Origin of the sequence: Methylobacterium durans (assembly GCF_003173715.1) — a bacterium.
In the GTDB taxonomy this organism is placed as follows: Bacteria; Pseudomonadota; Alphaproteobacteria; order Rhizobiales; family Beijerinckiaceae; genus Methylobacterium; species Methylobacterium durans.
Map to the genome: position 1 here is coordinate 2378957 of NZ_CP029550.1, position 16038 is coordinate 2394994.

General features: G+C 71.0%; 15 protein-coding genes and 1 pseudogene. 5 read left to right on the top strand and 11 right to left on the bottom strand.

Going from position 1 to position 16038, the window contains the following annotated elements; translation table 11 throughout:
* Position 1: 1 nt before the first annotated feature.
* From DK389_RS32285 to secA, 3 genes and pseudogenes are all read right to left on the bottom strand, one after another.
* Complete coding sequence (locus DK389_RS32285) at positions 2 to 166, bottom strand: hypothetical protein (RefSeq protein ID WP_162560402.1); 165 nt, start codon at positions 164 to 166, stop codon at positions 2 to 4.
* 28 nt (positions 167 to 194) lie between these two features.
* Positions 195 to 614: a GNAT family N-acetyltransferase gene (locus DK389_RS10820; RefSeq protein ID WP_109889495.1), complete on the bottom strand. Its 420-nt coding sequence runs from the start codon at positions 612 to 614 to the stop codon at positions 195 to 197.
* A 4-nt stretch (positions 615 to 618) separates the two neighbouring features.
* Positions 619 to 3524, bottom strand: a pseudogene (gene secA, locus DK389_RS35865) (preprotein translocase subunit SecA).
* A gap of 335 nt (positions 3525 to 3859) precedes the next feature.
* Here secA and DK389_RS10830 point away from each other — a divergent pair.
* On the top strand, positions 3860 to 4750 hold the full coding sequence (locus DK389_RS10830) for a peptidylprolyl isomerase (RefSeq protein ID WP_109889497.1): 891 nt from the start codon (positions 3860 to 3862) through the stop codon (positions 4748 to 4750).
* A 91-nt stretch (positions 4751 to 4841) separates the two neighbouring features.
* Positions 4842 to 5267: an anthrone oxygenase family protein gene (locus DK389_RS10835; protein ID WP_162560987.1), complete on the top strand. Its 426-nt coding sequence runs from the start codon at positions 4842 to 4844 to the stop codon at positions 5265 to 5267.
* A gap of 6 nt (positions 5268 to 5273) precedes the next feature.
* Here the strand turns inward: DK389_RS10835 and DK389_RS33395 are convergent, their stop codons facing one another.
* The 3 genes from DK389_RS33395 to hemH all read right to left on the bottom strand — a co-directional run bounded on the left by DK389_RS33395 (position 5274) and on the right by hemH (position 7885).
* A complete protein-coding gene (locus DK389_RS33395) occupies positions 5274 to 5429 on the bottom strand; it encodes a hypothetical protein (protein ID WP_194075186.1) in 156 nt (51 codons plus the stop codon).
* Positions 5430 to 5574: 145 nt separating this feature from the next.
* Positions 5575 to 6678 carry a helix-turn-helix transcriptional regulator gene (locus tag DK389_RS10840; RefSeq protein WP_109889500.1) on the bottom strand — a complete coding sequence of 368 codons (1104 nt, stop codon included), beginning with the start codon at positions 6676 to 6678 and terminating at the stop codon, positions 5575 to 5577.
* A 106-nt stretch (positions 6679 to 6784) separates the two neighbouring features.
* Positions 6785 to 7885 (bottom strand): ferrochelatase, encoded by a 1101-nt coding sequence (gene hemH, locus DK389_RS10845; RefSeq protein ID WP_109889502.1) that lies wholly within the window; start codon positions 7883 to 7885, stop codon positions 6785 to 6787.
* Between the two features lie 170 nt (positions 7886 to 8055).
* Here hemH and DK389_RS10850 point away from each other — a divergent pair, with 170 nt between their 5' ends.
* The 3 genes from DK389_RS10850 to DK389_RS10860 are packed head-to-tail and all read left to right on the top strand — an operon-like array spanning position 8056 to position 11263.
* Positions 8056 to 9009, top strand: coding sequence for a class I SAM-dependent methyltransferase (locus DK389_RS10850; protein WP_109889503.1), 954 nt, complete (start codon positions 8056 to 8058; stop codon positions 9007 to 9009).
* Between the two features lie 41 nt (positions 9010 to 9050).
* Positions 9051 to 10577 carry a bifunctional metallophosphatase/5'-nucleotidase gene (locus DK389_RS10855; protein WP_109889505.1) on the top strand — a complete coding sequence of 509 codons (1527 nt, stop codon included), beginning with the start codon at positions 9051 to 9053 and terminating at the stop codon, positions 10575 to 10577.
* Entirely contained in the window at positions 10577 to 11263 is a 687-nt protein-coding gene (locus DK389_RS10860; protein WP_109889507.1) for a uracil-DNA glycosylase, read from the top strand. The genes DK389_RS10855 and DK389_RS10860 overlap by 1 nt, the downstream gene beginning before the upstream one ends.
* Before the next feature lie 7 nt (positions 11264 to 11270).
* On the opposite strand, the gene rlmN is transcribed toward DK389_RS10860, so the two are convergent.
* From rlmN to DK389_RS10885, 5 genes are all read right to left on the bottom strand, one after another.
* Positions 11271 to 12563 carry a dual-specificity RNA methyltransferase RlmN gene (gene rlmN, locus DK389_RS10865; RefSeq protein WP_109889508.1) on the bottom strand — a complete coding sequence of 431 codons (1293 nt, stop codon included), beginning with the start codon at positions 12561 to 12563 and terminating at the stop codon, positions 11271 to 11273.
* A gap of 165 nt (positions 12564 to 12728) precedes the next feature.
* On the bottom strand, positions 12729 to 13574 hold the full coding sequence (locus DK389_RS10870; RefSeq protein ID WP_109889510.1) for a 23S rRNA (adenine(2030)-N(6))-methyltransferase RlmJ: 846 nt from the start codon (positions 13572 to 13574) through the stop codon (positions 12729 to 12731).
* 34 nt (positions 13575 to 13608) lie between these two features.
* Positions 13609 to 14277 carry a ribonuclease T2 family protein gene (locus DK389_RS10875; RefSeq protein WP_109889512.1) on the bottom strand — a complete coding sequence of 223 codons (669 nt, stop codon included), beginning with the start codon at positions 14275 to 14277 and terminating at the stop codon, positions 13609 to 13611.
* Between the two features lie 37 nt (positions 14278 to 14314).
* The gene (locus DK389_RS10880; protein ID WP_109889514.1) at positions 14315 to 14782 is read right to left on the bottom strand and encodes a hypothetical protein; all 468 of its coding nucleotides are present in this window, start codon (positions 14780 to 14782) and stop codon (positions 14315 to 14317) included.
* A 161-nt stretch (positions 14783 to 14943) separates the two neighbouring features.
* Complete coding sequence (locus DK389_RS10885; RefSeq protein WP_109889515.1) at positions 14944 to 15951, bottom strand: extensin-like domain-containing protein; 1008 nt, start codon at positions 15949 to 15951, stop codon at positions 14944 to 14946.
* Between the last annotated feature and the right edge of the window lie 87 nt (positions 15952 to 16038).

The following is a 16038-nucleotide window of genomic DNA, read 5'->3' on the forward strand; positions in this document are numbered from 1 at the left end:
CTCACGCGCCGAGGAACGTCGCGAAGGCGATTCCCGCACCGAAGAAGGTGGCTCCGGCCGCCATGCCAGCGCTGCCGACCTGCCACGCCGCGAGGCAACAGTCTCGCTCAATCGAACCGGTTCGTCCGATCGGGATCAGAATGGCGGATCCGCGGCAGGCGTCCATCGGTAACACCGCGTGCGTCGAGGAAGGCCTACGACTCCCGGTCGAAGCGGAAGGCGCCCGCGAGGCGCGGCATGCCGATGCGCTCGTAGAAGGCGTCGGCTCCGGGGGCGGCGGCGAGCATCACCGCCACCTCCGGCCCCGTCCTCTCCCGCACGATCTCGAGGAGGCGGCGGCCGATGCCGCGGCCCTGGACGGCGCGGTCCACCGCGAGATCGGAGACGTAGGCGCACCACGCGAAATCGGTGATCACCCGCGCGACGCCGACGAGGTTGCGCTCCGGCACCAGCGCCCGGGCCGTCACGATCAGGTTCGCGCCGGCGAGCATGCGGGCGAGGCGCGGCTCGTCCCCGGGCCGCCGGGCGGCCAGACCGGAAGCGGCCAGCACGCGGCGGAACTCCGCCGCGCTCAAGGCCGGCTCGACGCCGTAGGCGATGCCGGGCGTCGCCATGCCCTCAGGCCGAGTAGCTGCCGTGGCAGTGCTTGTACTTCTTGCCCGAGCCGCAAGGGCAGGGCTCGTTGCGGCCGACGCGGCCCCAGGTCGTGGCGTCCGAGGGGTCGCGCTCCAGCACGGCCGCGTCCGCCGAGAGTTCCTGGGCCGCGTAGCCGTAGGCCGGGCCCGCTCCGCCGTCGCTGCCCGTGCCGCGGCCGCCATAGGCCATCTCGTTCTCGCCGGTCACGGGGTCGAGATGCTGGGCGAACATCGGCGGCAATTCGGGGCTCTCCAGCCCGCCGAACGGGCCGCTCCCCCCGGCCTCCGGCTCCTGGTAGACGATTTCGATGCGCGCAAGCTGGCCGGTGACCTGCTCGCGCAGGTTCGCCACGAGGCCGTTGAAGAGGTCGAAGGCCTCGGACTTGTACTCGTTCAGGGGGTCGCGCTGGGCGAAGCCGCGCCAGCCGATCACCTGCCGCAGATGGTCGAGGGTGACGAGGTGCTCGCGCCAGAGATGGTCGAGTGTCTGCAGGAGAACCTGCTTCTCGATGTAGGTCATCACCTCGGGCGTGTTTTTCTCGACGCGCTCCGCGTAGGCCTCGTCGGCGGACTTGCGCAGGCGCTCGCGCATCTCCTCGTCGGCGATGCCCTCCTCCTTCGCCCAATCCTCCACCGGCACGTCGAGGTTGAGCACGCCCTGGACGCGCTCGCGCAGGCCCGCCACGTCCCACTGCTCGGCGTAGGCGTTCTCGGGGATGTGCACGCTCACGAGATCGTCCACGACGCCGTGGCGCATGTCGTCGACCGTCTCGCGCACGCTCTCCTGGCCCATGAAGTCGCGGCGCTGCTCGAAGACCACCTTGCGCTGGTCGTTCATCACGTTGTCGTACTTGAGCACGTTCTTGCGCATGTCGAAGTTGCGCGCCTCGACCTTCTGCTGCGCCTTCTCGATGGCCTTGTTGATCCAGGGGTGGATGATCGCCTCGCCCTGCTCCAGGCCGAGGCGCTGCAGCATCCCGTCCATGCGGTCGGAGCCGAAGATGCGCATGAGATCATCTTGGAGCGACAGGTAGAACTTCGAGCGGCCGGGATCGCCCTGGCGCCCGGAGCGGCCGCGGAGCTGGTTGTCGATGCGCCGCGATTCGTGGCGCTCGGTGCCGATGATGTAGAGGCCGCCGGGCAGGGCCTTCTTGCGGCCGGCCTCCGCGTCGGCCGGTTCGCCCGACGCCAGCACCTTGGCGCGGTTCTCGTCGATCTCGGTCTTGATCCGCGCGATCGCGGCCTCGCGCTCGGCCCCTCGGGCAGGTCGGCGAGCTCCTTCTCGATGCGCATCTCCAGGTTGCCGCCGAGCTTGATGTCGGTGCCGCGGCCGGCCATGTTCGTGGCGATCGTGATGGCGCCGGGCACGCCGGCCTCGGCCACGATGTAGGCCTCCTGCTCGTGGAAGCGGGCGTTCAGCACCGCGAAGCGCTTCGTGACCCGGCCCTCACGGGCGGCCGCGTAGACGTCGGTCAGGGCGTGCGGGTCCGAGTAGTCGAGCAGGCTGTAGCCGTGCTTCTTCAGAAGCTCGGCGAGGTACTCGGACTTCTCGATCGAGCCGGTGCCGACGAGGATCGGCTGGTGGCGACCATGCGCCTTGTCGATCTCCGCGATGATGCCGGCGTACTTCTCCTCGACCGTGCGGTAGACCTCGTCGTCCTCGTCGACGCGCTCGACCTCCTTGTTGGTCGGGATCTCGACGACTTCGAGCTTGTAGATCTCGGCGAACTCGTCGGCCTCAGTCGCGGCCGTTCCGGTCATGCCGGCGAGCTTCTTGTAGAGGCGGAAGTAGTTCTGGAAGGTGATCGAGGCGAGCGTCTGGTTCTCGGGCTGGATCGTGACGCGCTCCTTGGCTTCCAGCGCCTGGTGCAGCCCTTCCGAGTAGCGCCGTCCCTGCATCATGCGGCCGGTGAACTCGTCGATGATCACCACCTCGTCGTTGCGGACGATGTAGTCCTTGTCGCGCGTGAACAGGGTGTTGGCCCGGAGCGCCTGGTTCACGTGGTGGACGAGGGTGACGTTGTGCGCGTCGTAGAGGTCGCCCTCCTTGAGGAGGCCGGCCTCGCGCATCGCCTCCTCGACGAACTCGTTGCCCTCTTCCGTGAGCGAGACGGTGCGCTGCTTCTCGTCGAGGTCGTAATGCGCCTTCACGAGGCGGGGCATGATCGCGTCGACGGAGACGTAGAGCTCGGAGCGGTCGTCGACGGGGCCGGAGATGATGAGCGGCGTGCGCGCCTCGTCGATCAGGATCGAATCGACCTCGTCGACGATGGCGAAGTTGTGCCCACGCTGCGAGAGCTGGGACATCTCGTACTTCATGTTGTCGCGAAGGTAATCGAAGCCGAACTCGTTGTTCGTGCCGTAGGTGATGTCGCAGGCGTAACTCGCCTTGCGCTGCTCGTCGTCGAGCCCGTGCACGATGATGCCGACCGACATGCCGAGGAAGCGGTAGATCCGGCCCATCCACTCGGCGTCGCGCGAGGCGAGGTAGTCGTTGACGGTGACGACGTGCACGCCCTTGCCCGCGAGGGCGTTGAGGTAGACGGGCAGCGTCGCCACCAGCGTCTTGCCCTCGCCGGTCTTCATCTCGGCGATGCCGCTCTCGTGCAGCACCATGCCGCCGATGAGCTGAACGTCGAAATGGCGCTGGCCGAGCACGCGCTTGGCCGCCTCGCGGACGGTGGCGAAGGCGGGGACTAGGATGTCGTCGAGGCTCTTGCCGGCCGCGAGCTCGGCCTTCAGCGCGTCGGTGCGGGCGCGCAGCTGATCGTCGGACAGCGCGGCGATCTCGGATTCGAGGGCATTGATCGCGGCGACACGCGGACGATAGCCCTTGACGCGCCGGTCGTTGGACGAACCGAAAATCTTCTTGGCGAGGGCACCGAGCATCGTGAACCTGCGGTCGTGCGAGCAGTCAAAGCGAATGGGGCGGGCTTATAGAGGTAAATATCGGCGGGCGCATCTGAAAGAGGCCCCGTTCGGCGACCGCTGCCGCGGGGCCGTCGACCGATGCCGGAGAACGGCCGAGCTTCGCGAAGCGTTCCTCACGATCGGGTGTGCCGGCCTCGCCCTCCGACGCGGCAAAGCTTGCGTTCGGACGCGAGCCATTCCACCTGTGTCGCCGATGCCCGCGGCCGCCGCGCCGCTTCCGATGCCCCGAACGAGACCTCCGCCGGCGCCCCGGACGAAGGCCCAGGGGCCGACTGCCCAAGGATTCCGACCGCATGCCGATCCTCCACACCCTGCGCCGCGCCAGCGCGCTCGCGCTGGTCCTGAGCTTGCCGGCCACGGCCTGGGCCCAGACGACGACGCCCGCCGCCGCGCCGGCGCCCTCCGCCGCGCCCGAGACGGTCGTCGCCAAGGTGAACGGCGCCCCGATCACGCAGGGGGACCTAAACGTGGCGGGCGAGGATCCGGCGCTCTCGCTGCCGGGCGTCGAGGATGCGCAGAAGAAGAACCTCCTCGTCGACTACATGATCGACCTCAAGGTCGGTGCGCAGGCGGCCGAGGCCGCCAAGGTCGGCGAGACGCCGGACTTCAAGCGCAAGCTCGCCTATTTCCGCGACAAGCTCCTCCTCGACGAGTACCTCGACCGCGAGGCCAAGAAGGCGGCGACGCCCGAGGCGGCCCGCGCCCTCTACGACCAGACGGTCAAGGCGATGAAGCCCGAGGAGGAGATCCACGCCCGGCACATCCTCGTCGACAACGAGGGCGACGCGAAGAAGATCGCCGAGCGCATCAAGGGCGGCGAGGACTTCGCCAAGGTCGCGGCCGAGGCCTCGAAGGATCCGGGCTCGAAGACCGAAGGGGGCGATCTCGGCTGGTTCACCAAGGAGCGCATGGTGGCGCCCTTCGCCGAGGCCGCCTTTAAGCTGCCGGTCGGCCAGGTCTCGGACCCGGTCAAGACGCAGTTCGGCTGGCACGTGATCAAGGTCGAGGAGAAGCGCACGAAGCCGATCCCGGGCTTCGAGGAGATGAAGGAGCAGGTCGACCAGTACCTGACCCGCAAGGCGCAGCAGGACCTCATCGTGAAGCTGCGCGAGGGCGCCAAGGTGGAGCGCACCGACGCCGCCCCCGCCGTGGCGCCTCCGCCGCCCGAGACGAAGAAGCCCTGAGGACCGGGCTTCCCTTCGGAGGCACGGCGATGCCGAGGCGAGGACGCCCGCCCTCGCCTCACCACCCCGGGCCTCGCGGAGGCGGACCATGCTGGCCGGATTGCTCGCGCTCACGGTCGCCGCGCTGTTCTCGGGCGCCGCGCTCTACATCAACGTCGCCGAGCAGCCGGCCCGCCTGGGGCTCGACGACCGCGCCCTGCTCGCGCAGTGGCAGCCGGCCTACCGGCGCGGCTACGCCATGCAGGCCACGCTCGCCGTGCTCGGCTTCCTGTGCGCGGCCGCCGCGTGGTGGCAGACCGGCCACCGCGCCTTCCTGATCGGCGGCCTCGTGCTCCTCGCCAACTGGCCCTACACGCTCCTCGGCATCCTGCCGACGAACCGGCTCCTCATGGCGACGAGACCCGCCGAGGCCGGCCCGGAGAGCCGCCGCCTGATCGAGCGCTGGGCGCGCCTGCACGCGGTGCGCACCGGCCTCGGCCTCGCCGCAACGATCATTATCCTGACCGCGCTGCGTTGATCGCGATCAAGCCGGACGGTCAGGCGACGTCGGGGTCAGGTAGGACGAGGCTGACGCCGGCGTCGACACGACGGGGCTCATCTCCCCCGCGCGGCGCTGCGCCATCAGCTCCAGGATGGCCAGGACGAGCCAGGGGCAGCCGATTCCGATGAAGAAGGCCATCTGATCCCTCGTGAGCGACGGCCTGATCGGCCTTGGCCGTACAAGGATAGGACGGTGCGCCGTCTCAGCAAGACGGCTTCGCTCGCAGCGCGACCCGCTCCCGGCGGCCCGCCTCGGCGCGGCGCGGTTTCAGGGTGGCGCGGTGTCAGCGTGGTTCATGGCGGCCGAGGAGCAGCAGGAGCTCGCCCTGCCCCGCCGTACCGGTCTTGGCGAAGATCGCCTTGAGGTGCGAGCGCGCCGTCGGCATCGAGATCCTGAGGGCGGCGGCGCATTCCGCCACGCCGCGGCCCGAGAGCAGCGCCTCGCAGAGGGCGATCTCGCGGGGCGTCAGGCCGTAGAGCCGCTTCAGGATGCCCTCGTCCGGCAGCTTGGTCTCCTCGAGGTCGATGATCCTGAGGAGGGCGCGGGCGCCGTCGAAATATTGGAGCCCGGCCTTGTGCAGGGGCTGGGCCCGCAGAAGGAGCGGCCGGCGGCCCGGCCGCTCGACGATGACGGGGGCCAGCGCCGGGCTGTCGGGCTGCAGCCCGGACCAGATCGCGGCCGCGACATGCGCCTGCAGCGCTGCGCTCGCCCGCAGGTCGCCCGGGACCACGAGGGCGCCCCGCCGTACGTCGAGGGGCCCGCCGAGGAAGCGCTCCGCGGCGCTGCCGGTGCGCAGCACGCGCCCTGTCCGGTCGAGGAGAAGCGCCGGCACGCGCAGCGATTCGATCGTGTCGACGATCCCGTCGAGCCGGGTCATGCCGACGTCCCGTGCCAGGGTGGCGGCCCGGCCGAGGGGGGCGATGAGCCGCCGCACGGCCCGCTGCTCGTCCGGCGTGAACGGGCCCTGCTCGATCGTGCGCTGCAGGGTGAGGCACCAGACGTCGTCGCCGACGGTGACGAGGAGGCCGGCGAACCACTGGAACCCGTGCGAGCCCAGGAACTCGCTGTAGAACGGGTTCGTGCGCATCGCCTCGGGGGTGGTGATGTCCTGGTCGACGAGGAGGCCGGTGCGGATCAGCTTCGGGATGCCGTGGGCCCGGTAATCGTGCTCGAACCATCCGGTGCTGAAATAGGCCGCCGTCAGCGCCTCCATCGAGTCGCTCGACGGTATGCCCGGCACCCGGCCCTGGATGGGCAGCGCCCCGGCGCCCCGGCTGCCCGTCGCCGCGACAATCCGGGAGACCGCCTCAGGCCACGCCTCGGGCCGGATCGCGGCCGAGATCAGCGTCTCCTCGATGCCGCGTAGACTGTCATCGTCGAGGTGCATCGGCCCTCCGGCGGCACCTGCGCGAGATGATGCGCGGGAGCCTGCCCGGGAGGCTACGCAGTCAAATCAGGAGAGGAAAGTATCGGCAGCTTTCGTCGGGCCCTTTTCAGACCCAACCCTGGAGTTCCCGTCGCACGATGTGCTCGATCACACGCATGCCGAGGTCGGAATCGTTGAGGCAGGGAATGTAGGCGAAGTGCTCGCCGCCGTTCTCCTCGAAATAGTGGCGGTTCTCGCCGTCCAGTTCTTCGAGGGTTTCCAGACAATCGGCGGTGAAGCCCGGCGCCACGATGGCGAGCCGCTTCACGCCGCTCCTGGCCAGGGCCTGCACCGTCTCGTCGGTGTAGGGCTTCAGCCATTCCTCGTTGCCGAAGCGCGACTGGAAGGTGACGCGCATCCGCTCGGGCGAGAAGCCCAGCGCCTCGCGGATCAGGCGACCGGTCTTCACGCACTGGCAATGGTAGGGGTCGCCCTTGAGGAGGTAGCTCTTCGGCACGCCGTGGAAGGAGGTGAGGATCACCTCCGGCTCGAAATCGAGCTTGGCCAGTCCCTCGCGGATCGATCGGGCAATCGCCTCGATGTAGACGGGATCGTCGTGGTAGGGCGGCGAGACCCTCACCGTCGGCTGCCAGCGCATCTGCATGAGCGCCTTGAAGGCTTGGTCGCAGGCGGTGGCCGAGGTCGCGGCGGCGTATTGCGGGTAGAGGGGCACCAGCAGGATCCGCTCGCAGCCCTGGTCGAGGAGCGCCTGGATGCGCAGCGAGACCTCGGGCTTGCCGTAGCGCATCGCCCAGTCGACCACGACCGAATCGCCCATCGCCGCCTGCAGCTTCTCGCACTGGCCGCGGGTGATGGTCTTGAGCGGGCCCTCATCGCGCTCGTTGTTCCAGACGCTGGCGTAGTCCCGGCCCTTGGGGCCCGGCCGCTTCGTCAGGATGATCAGGTTGAGGAGCGGCCACCAGATCAGGCGCGGCACCTCGATGACGCGCCGGTCGGAGAGAAACTCCTTCAGGTAGCGCCGCATCGGCCAGTAGCTGGTGCCCTCGGGCGTGCCGAGATTCATCAGGAGCACGCCGACGCGGCCCCAGCGCACCGGCGGGTGCTCGGCGGGAAGCGGTGCGCCCTGCGCGCCCGCAATCCCGGCCGAAGCCTGCGGCAGGATGGCCTGGCCGGTCTGGAGCGTGGCGGGTTCGACGCGTTCGTTCATCGGTTTCCGGCCCGAGGGCCGCTTTCTGGCACGGCCGCCGAGGAGGCCGGCGACACGGTTTCGTGAGGATGGGGCGGATCCGCGCGCGACCACGCCGCGGTTGTCCGCGCGTCCATATCTATCTAGAGCACGGAGCCTGCCAGCGAAGACACGACAGGACAGGCCGCGACATGCCGTCTCCCCGCTACTTCATCAACCACTTCATGCCGTTCACGGGCTACCCCTACACGGGTGCGCCCACGGCCTGCAATCTGTGCGGCTCGCGAGAGGCGGTCACGGTGGCGGAGACGGACCGCCGGCTCAAGACCCTGCGCTCGATCGCCTGCACGGAGTGCGGGCTGATTCGCACCGATCCGATGCCGACGCCGGCCGAGCTCGCGGAGTATTACGCGAACGCCTACCGGGCCGATTACCAGCTCGCCTTCGCGGGCGGTCCGCCTCGCCACCACCTCAACCGCTCGGCCCGGGAGGCGGCATTCCGCGCCGATCTCCTCGCGCCGATGCTGCGGCCGGGTGCCCGCGTCCTCGATTTCGGCTCGGGCTCGGGCGAGTTCCTCGCCGCCGTGCGGGCGCGGGGCTGCGAGGCGATCGGCGTCGAGCCCGGCCGCGACTACGCGGCCTATGCCCGGCAGACGCACGGGGTCGAGGTGCTGGACGACGCGGGCGACGAGCGCTTCGAGCCCGGCTACTTCGACGTGATCACCACCCACCACGTGATGGAGCACCTGCGCGACCCGGCCGACGTGATGGAGCGCCTCGCCCGCTGGCTGAAGCCGGACGGCGTGCTCTACGCGGCCGTGCCCAACATGGCGGCCACCGCCAAGCCCCCGCACGAGCGCTTCCACTTCGCCCACGTCCACGGCTTCGTGCGCGAGACCTTCGATCTCACCGCCCGCCGGGCCGGCCTCGTGCCCCACACCGATTACTGGCGGGAGGACACCACGGTCGTCTACCGGAAGACGGACGAGCCCGTGGGCCGGCTCGCCGCCCCCGGCCTCGCCCGGCGCCTCGCTGAGGAATTGAAGCCGATGCCGCCCGGCGCCTACCTCGCCTCCGGCGCCTGGATCTGGCCGATGGTGCGCCGGAACGCCAAGGCCGTGCGCGACACCTTCGCGTCGCGCTGATGCGCTAGACCGATCGGCCCCCTTCCGGAGACAGCCGCGCGATGTCGCAACCCAGCCGCCGCCAGACCCTCGGCCTCGGTCTCGGCGCCGGGCTCGCCGCGGGGTTGCCGGCCGCGGCGGAGGAGCGCCCGGCCGCGCCCGAGGCCACCTTCAGCCTGCTCCTCGTCAACGACGTCTACCAGATGGCCGAGGTCGACGGCTGGGGCGGCTTCGCGCGGCTCAACGCCGTGGTGAAGGCGGAGCGGGCGCGCGGCGTGCCGATGCTCTACGCGCATGCGGGCGACACGCTCTCGCCCTCCCTGATGTCGGGCATCGACAAGGGCGCGCACATCGTCGAACTCCTCGACCGCGCCCCGCCCGACGTGTTCGTGCCCGGCAATCACGAGTTCGATTTCGGCCCGGCCGTGTTCTTCCAGCGCATGCGCGAGGCGGCCTTCCCGGTCTTTGCCGCGAACCTCCGGGGCGCGGACGGCAGGCCCCTCACGGGCGTGCAGGACCGGACCATCGTGGAGCTCGGCGGAATCCGGGTCGGCATCGTCGGGATTTCGCTGGCCAGCACCCCGGAAAAGTCGCAGAGCGGCGACCTCCGCTGCGGCCCCGAGATGGAGACGCTCGCCGACCAGGCCGAGCAGCTCCGCCGGGAAGGAGCGGAGATCGTCGTCGGCGTCGCCCACACCGCGCGGCCCACCGACCGGGCGATCGTGGCGGCGGGCCTCGTCGACATCCTGCTCTCCGGCCACGACCACGACCTCCTCGTCCATTACGACGGGCAGCGGGTGCTGGCGGAATCGAGCGTCGACGCCCACTACGTCACCTCGATCGACGTCACCGTGACGGTGACGGGCGAGGGACCGGCCCGGCGCGTGACGTGGCGCCCGCGCTTCCGCATCCACGACACCGCGACCGTGACGCCGGACCCGGAGACGCTGGCGATCGTGAACCGGCTCGAAGGGGAACTCTCCCGCGAGCTCGACGCGCCGCTCGGCGCGACGCGCACGGCCCTCGACAGCCGCGTCGCCACGGTGCGGGCCCGCGAATCGAGTTTCGGCGACCTCGTCGCCGACGCGCTCCGCGCCGCCACCGGTGCCGAGGCCGCGATCATGAACGGCGGCGGCATCCGGGGGAACCGCCTCTACCCGGCGGGAAGCGTGCTGACGCGGCGGGACATCCTGACGGAGCTTCCCTTCGGCAACACGACCGTGCTCGTCGCGATCTCGGGCGCGCAGCTGCGCGCCGCGATCGAGAACGGGCTCGCCGATTTCGGGCGCACGGCCGGGCGGATGCTGCAGGTCTCGGGGCTGATTGTGACCCTCGATCCGGAGGCGCCGCGGGGGGCGCGGGTGGTCTCGATCGCAGTCGGAGGCGAACCCCTCGACCCGGGCCGCACCTACCGGGTCGCCTCGAACAGCTTCCTCTACGACGGGGGCAACGGCTACGGGGTGCTCGCGAAGGGCCGCACGCTCATCGGCGCCACCGACGGCAAGCTCGTCGCCAACGAGGTGATGGCCTACATCCGGGCCAACGCCCCCCTCGACGTCGCCTCCGGGCAGCGCATCCTGGTCCGCTGATGACAGTCACGCCCGTTGCCGCGGCGCTCGCGCGCTTCCGCGCCTCCGGCTCGCCCTGGGCCGAGCTTCCCTTCTTCGCCGACGGCGCCGCCGAGCGGGTGGCCGAACGGGTCGATGCCCGCATCGCGTCCGGCGCGCACGTGCTGCCCGACCCCGGGAACATCTTCCGGGCGCTCGCCCTGACCCCGCCGGATTCCGTCAAGGTCGTGATCCTGGGGCAGGACCCCTACCCGACGCCGGGCGACGCCAACGGGCTCGCCTTCTCCTACGTGGGGACGGGCCGCCTGCCGGCCTCGCTCAAGGTCATCCTGGCGGAGGTGGCGCCGGGCCGGCCGGGGAGCGGCGACCTCACGCCCTGGGCGCGCCAGGGGGTGCTCCTCCTCAACAGCGCGCTGACCGTGGAGGCGGGCAAGTCCGGGGCGCATCTGCGCTACGGCTGGGCGCGCCTCACCGACGAGGCGGTGGCGGCGGTGTCCGCCCGGCCCGAACCCGCCGCGTTCCTGCTCTGGGGGGCGCAGGCCCGGGGACGGGCCGTCCTGATCGACGGCGAGCGCCACTGCGTGATCGAGAGCGGGCACCCCTCCCCCCTGAACCGGGCCCGCGACTTCCCGGGCTCCGACCCGTTCGGACGGGCGAATGCGTGGCTGGAGACGCGGGGGCTCGCGCCGATCGAATGGCGGCTGTAGCCCGGGCTCAGTCGTCGTCGCCGCCCGCGTACATCCGCTCGGCCATGCCCTCCTCCAGCATCAGCCGGGCGCGGGCGCGCAGCTTCTCGGTCTCGCTCTTGAGCTGGCCGCAGGCCGCCAGGATGTCCCGCCCCCGCGGCGTGCGCACGGGCGAGGCGTAGCCGGCGTTGAACACGATCTCGGAGAAGCGCTCGATCCGCTCCCAGTCGGAGCATTCGTAGCGGCTGCCGGGCCAGGGGTTGAACGGGATCAGGTTGATCTTGGCCGGGATCCCCTTGAGGAGGCGCACCAGCTCGCGCGCATCGGCGTCCGTATCGTTGACGCCCTTGAGCATCACGTACTCGAAGGTGATGCGGCGGGCGTTGTTGAGTCCCGGGTAGCGGCGGCAGGCATCGAGGAGATCGGCGATCGGGTATCTGCGGTTCAAGGGCACCAGCTCGTCGCGCAGGTCGTCGCGCACCGCGTGGAGCGAGATCGCCAGCATGGCGTGCGCCTCCTCGCCGAGCCGCTGCATCTGCGGCACCACGCCGGAGGTCGAGACCGTGATGCGGCGGCGCGACAGGCCGAGGCCCTCCTGGTCCGACATCACGCCGACCGCGTCGATCACGTTGTCGACGTTGTAGAGGGGCTCGCCCATGCCCATGAACACGATGTTCGTGACGAGGCGCCCCACCTCGCCGCCGCCGCTCGCGTCGCGCGAGGGCATCTGGCCGACGAAGTCGCCGAGCTCGTCGCGCGCCACGATCAGCTGCGAGACGATCTCGGCCGTCGAGAGGTTGCGCACGAGGCGCTGGGTGCCCGTGTGGCAGAACGAGCAGGTCAGCGTGCAGCCGACCTGGGACGAGACGCAGAGCGTGCCCCGGTCCGGCCCCGGGATGTAGACGCACTCGATCTCGGCGCCGCGATTGTGATCGTGCGCGCCGGTCGGCGCCATGCGCAGGAGCCACTTGCGGGTGCCGTCGCGGGAGACCTGGGCGGTGACGATCTCGGGCCGGTCGAGGGTGTAGTGCTCGGCGAGCAGCGCCTTCAGGCCCTTGCCGACATTCGTCATCTGATCGAAGTCGCGGGCGCCGCGCACGTTGAGCCAGTGCCAGATCTGGCCCGAGCGCATGCGGCTCTCGCGCTCCGGCACGCCGACGGCGACGAGCCGCGCCTTCAGATCCGCCCGGGTGAGCCCGACGAGGGAGGCGCGCCGGCCCGGCAGGGGGGCATCCGCCTCGGGCCGGAACTCGGGCGTCTTCTCGATTGCGGGAACGGCGCTGCCTGCGCGCCGGGCGGTGTCGAACGACGCCGTCGCCATGATCGTCTCGGAGCCTTCGGAGAGGGATATCCGCCGCATATAGGGGAAAAGCGGCCGAAACGCGAACCGGGGCCGGGGCAAGGGGGCGGGGCAAGAATGGGATACGGGGATATCGAGCCCTCGTCATCGGCGCGTCCCATCACGGCGATTGACGGCAGGGCCTCCTCACCCCGGCGCGCCCAGCGCCTCGCAGCGGAAGGCGCCGTAATCGGCGCGGGCCAGGCGCTCGGCCAGCGCCGGCAGGAACAGGCCGGCCTCCTCGGCGAGCGTCCAGGGCGGGTTGACGACGACGAGGCCGGTGCCGGTGAGGCGGCTTGGATCCGGGCGGTCGATCATCAGGTCGAGGCGGAGCGCCGGCCGCTCCAGGGCGGCGTCGAGGTCGGCGACCATGCGGTCGACGGCCGCGACGTCCTTGATCGGGTACCACGCCAGGAAGAGGCCGGTCGGCCATTTCGCCACCGCTTTCGCGAGGCGGGTGCCGAGGCGCTCGATCTCCCCTGGCTTCTCGTAGGGCGGGTCGATCAGGACGAGGCCGCGCCGCTCCGGCGGCGGGATCAGGCTGTTCAACGCCGTCCAGCCGTCGAGGTGCAGCACCTTGGTGCGCGGGTCCTGGTTGTAGCGGGTGCGCAGGGTCTCGGCATCGGCCGGGTGCAGCTCGACGAGCACGCCCTGATCGATCGGGCGCAGGGCCTCGCGGATGAGCGCGGGCGATCCGGGATAGACGCTGGCGCCGTAGCGCGCGATCACCGCGGCCACCGCCGCCCGGTAGGGCGCGAACAGCGCCTCGATCTCGGCGGGGAAGGGCTCGTCGAGGCGGCCCCAGCCGTCCCGCCACTCCGCCGTTCGCCCGGCCTCGTCCCCGGCGAGGTCGTAGAAGCCGATTCCCGCGAAGGCGTCGATCGCCCGGAAGGGCGCCGGCTTGCGCTGCAGGTGGGCGAGCACCCGCGTCAGGACGAGGTGCTTCAGGACATCGGCGAAATTGCCGGCGTGGAAGGCGTGTCGGTAGTTCATGCTCGCTCGGGCCGGCCGCGACGGGATCGCCGCCTCAGCGGGCAGCCTCGACGGCGATCTCCGGGGCGCGGCAATTCTGGCGCGCCACCTCGGGGCAGGAGGTGAAGCCGCGCAGATCCTTGGTGAAGCAGAGGCGCACCTCCTGCAAGCGCCCGCGGGCGCAGGCCACCGCCATCATGTCGGGCCGCAGCCCCTTGTTCGCCAGCACGAATTGCCGCGCGATCTCGATCGGCGCGAGGCGCTGGTCGCCGCCCGCGGCCTTGAGCGCGTCGGGGATCGTCACCGCGGCGCGGGCCTCGCGGGCGGCGCGGAAATAGGAGGCCGGGTCGAGGCCCGAGCAGGTGCCGTGCTTGCGCCACTCGTAGCGGGCGAGCCCCTCGCTCGGGAAGACCTCGCCGGCGATCTCCATGGCCTGCCGGGTCGGCGCGCGCTCGAAGGCCGAGCAGTTCGTCGGGTAGCCGCGGGTGTATTGCGGCCAGAGGCCGTGCACCACGAAGCCGAGGCCGCGCCCCGGCATGCACTGGCGCTCGTCGCGGGAGGCGCCCGCGCCCCCGCAATAGGTCGGCGACCAGGAGAGCGCCAGCACGTAGAAGTCGAAATCGCCCGGCCGGCCGCGCCCGAAGCCGCCGTCATCCTGCGCCGGCGCCGGCGCGGCCAAGAGCAGCGCGGCGAGCGCCGCGAATCCCCGAACACCCTGCTTCATCACCCTCCCCGAGGCAGAAGCGAGCCGGACCGAACGCTTACGGACGCGCCATCCGGCAGGCCGTGGCGTAGGCGTAGGCGAGGTTGCGGTCGAGCCCGTGCACGCAGAACTCGACGCCCCAGGTCGAGCCGATGATGCCGAGACTCTCGCGCACCGAGTAATCGACCTTGCGGCGCACCCCGTCCGAGGTGGTGGCGGTCGCGGTGCAGAAGCGGCGCGGGTAATAGTCGAGGCCCCAGGGGCGCCAGGCCGTGCGCTCGATCCGGTCGTAGGAGACGATCGTCAGCGACGAGTTCCAGAACTTCGCCTCCTTCTCGGCGAACTGGGTCGCGACCTTCTCCAGCACGCCCGGGTCCTGGCAGCCCGGGATGTTGGCGTCGAACGGGAAGGTGCGCTCCTCGGCGGGCTCGATCTCCTCGCGCGCCGAGCGGGCGAGGGCGGGCTCGATCGCGCCGACGAAGGCGAGGCCGAGGCACAGGGCGGCGAGGGTGGGATACGGGCGCATGCCGGCGTCTTCCGCTGGAAATACCTGAGCTTGCGACGATGGACGGTGGCCCCGCGGAGTCAACCCGCGGCTCGCCTCACGCTGCGCTTTCTCGGGCCAGTGGGGTGTGCGGGGCACACCCCTCGCTCGGGCCAGTGGGGTGTGCGGGGCACACCCCCTCGTCAGTAGATCGGGCCGCTGCCGAGGCCGGGGGCGGTGAGCGAGAGCGGCTCCTCCTCGAAGCCCGGAGCGGGCTCCTCGTAGGCGGGTGCGGAGGCGAGGCGGGAGGCAGGCGCCTGCGGGCGGTAGGGGCGCGGCGCGGGCGCGGCGGTGTAGGCCGAGGGCGCGGGTGCCGCGGGCGAGCGGGCGACCTTCGTCGGCGTGCCCCGCGCCGACATCGGCGTGAGGCCGTAGGGATCGTCCTCCTCGACGTCGATCGGCGCCTGCGGCGGGGCCGGCTGGCGTGCGGGCGGGCGCGGATAGGACGAGCGGGCGCCCTCGGCGCCGAGCTGCGGCACGAACTTGATCAGCGGTTGGCAGAGGCGCTTCAGGCCGCGCGGGTCGTGCCGGGCGAGGTCCACGTGGATGTGGTCGTAGTGGAACACGTTGGAGCCCGGGGCCAGCACCGTGGTGAAGCGCTGGCAGGCGCCGAGGAACACCTCGCGCAGGAAGCCCTGCTCGGCCTCGGTGCCGCGCCAGCCGCCCTTGACGGTGATGACGGAGCCGTCGGCGAGCTTGAAGGACATGATGTCCACGGCGTTGCCGAAGGAATGCTCCGAGAGCTTGGCGCCCGCTTGGTTGTTGCGGCCGCGGCAGGCGTAGGAGCCCGCGTTGATCTCGGCCACGGGTTGGCCGAAATACAGGTTCGCCGCCGGCTGGATCGTGTCGGCGAGCCACGCCTCGGCCTCGGCCAGCGCCGGGCAGGCGAGCGTCATGCGCTGCTTGAGGGCGACCGAGCCGTTGCCGAGCCGCGTGACCCGGAACGGCTGCTGCATGCCGCAGGGGCCCGGCCCGTCGATCTCCTTGGCCGGCGTCACGAACTCGGTCTGCTGCACGAGCTTGCGCGAGAGGCAGATCTGCTCCGCCTGGTCGCGCCACGGCTCGCGCCGCTCAAACTTGTTGAGCGCACAGCCGGTGAGCCCCGCGCCGAACAGCGCCAGGGCGGAGAACGCGAAGACGCTACGCCACATGGTCCGGAAGATGCCGCAGGTTGTGTAAAGGGACCGTCAACGCTGGGGCCGCGGGCCGACGCGTTGACAGAGAGGGGCGCTTCGGCC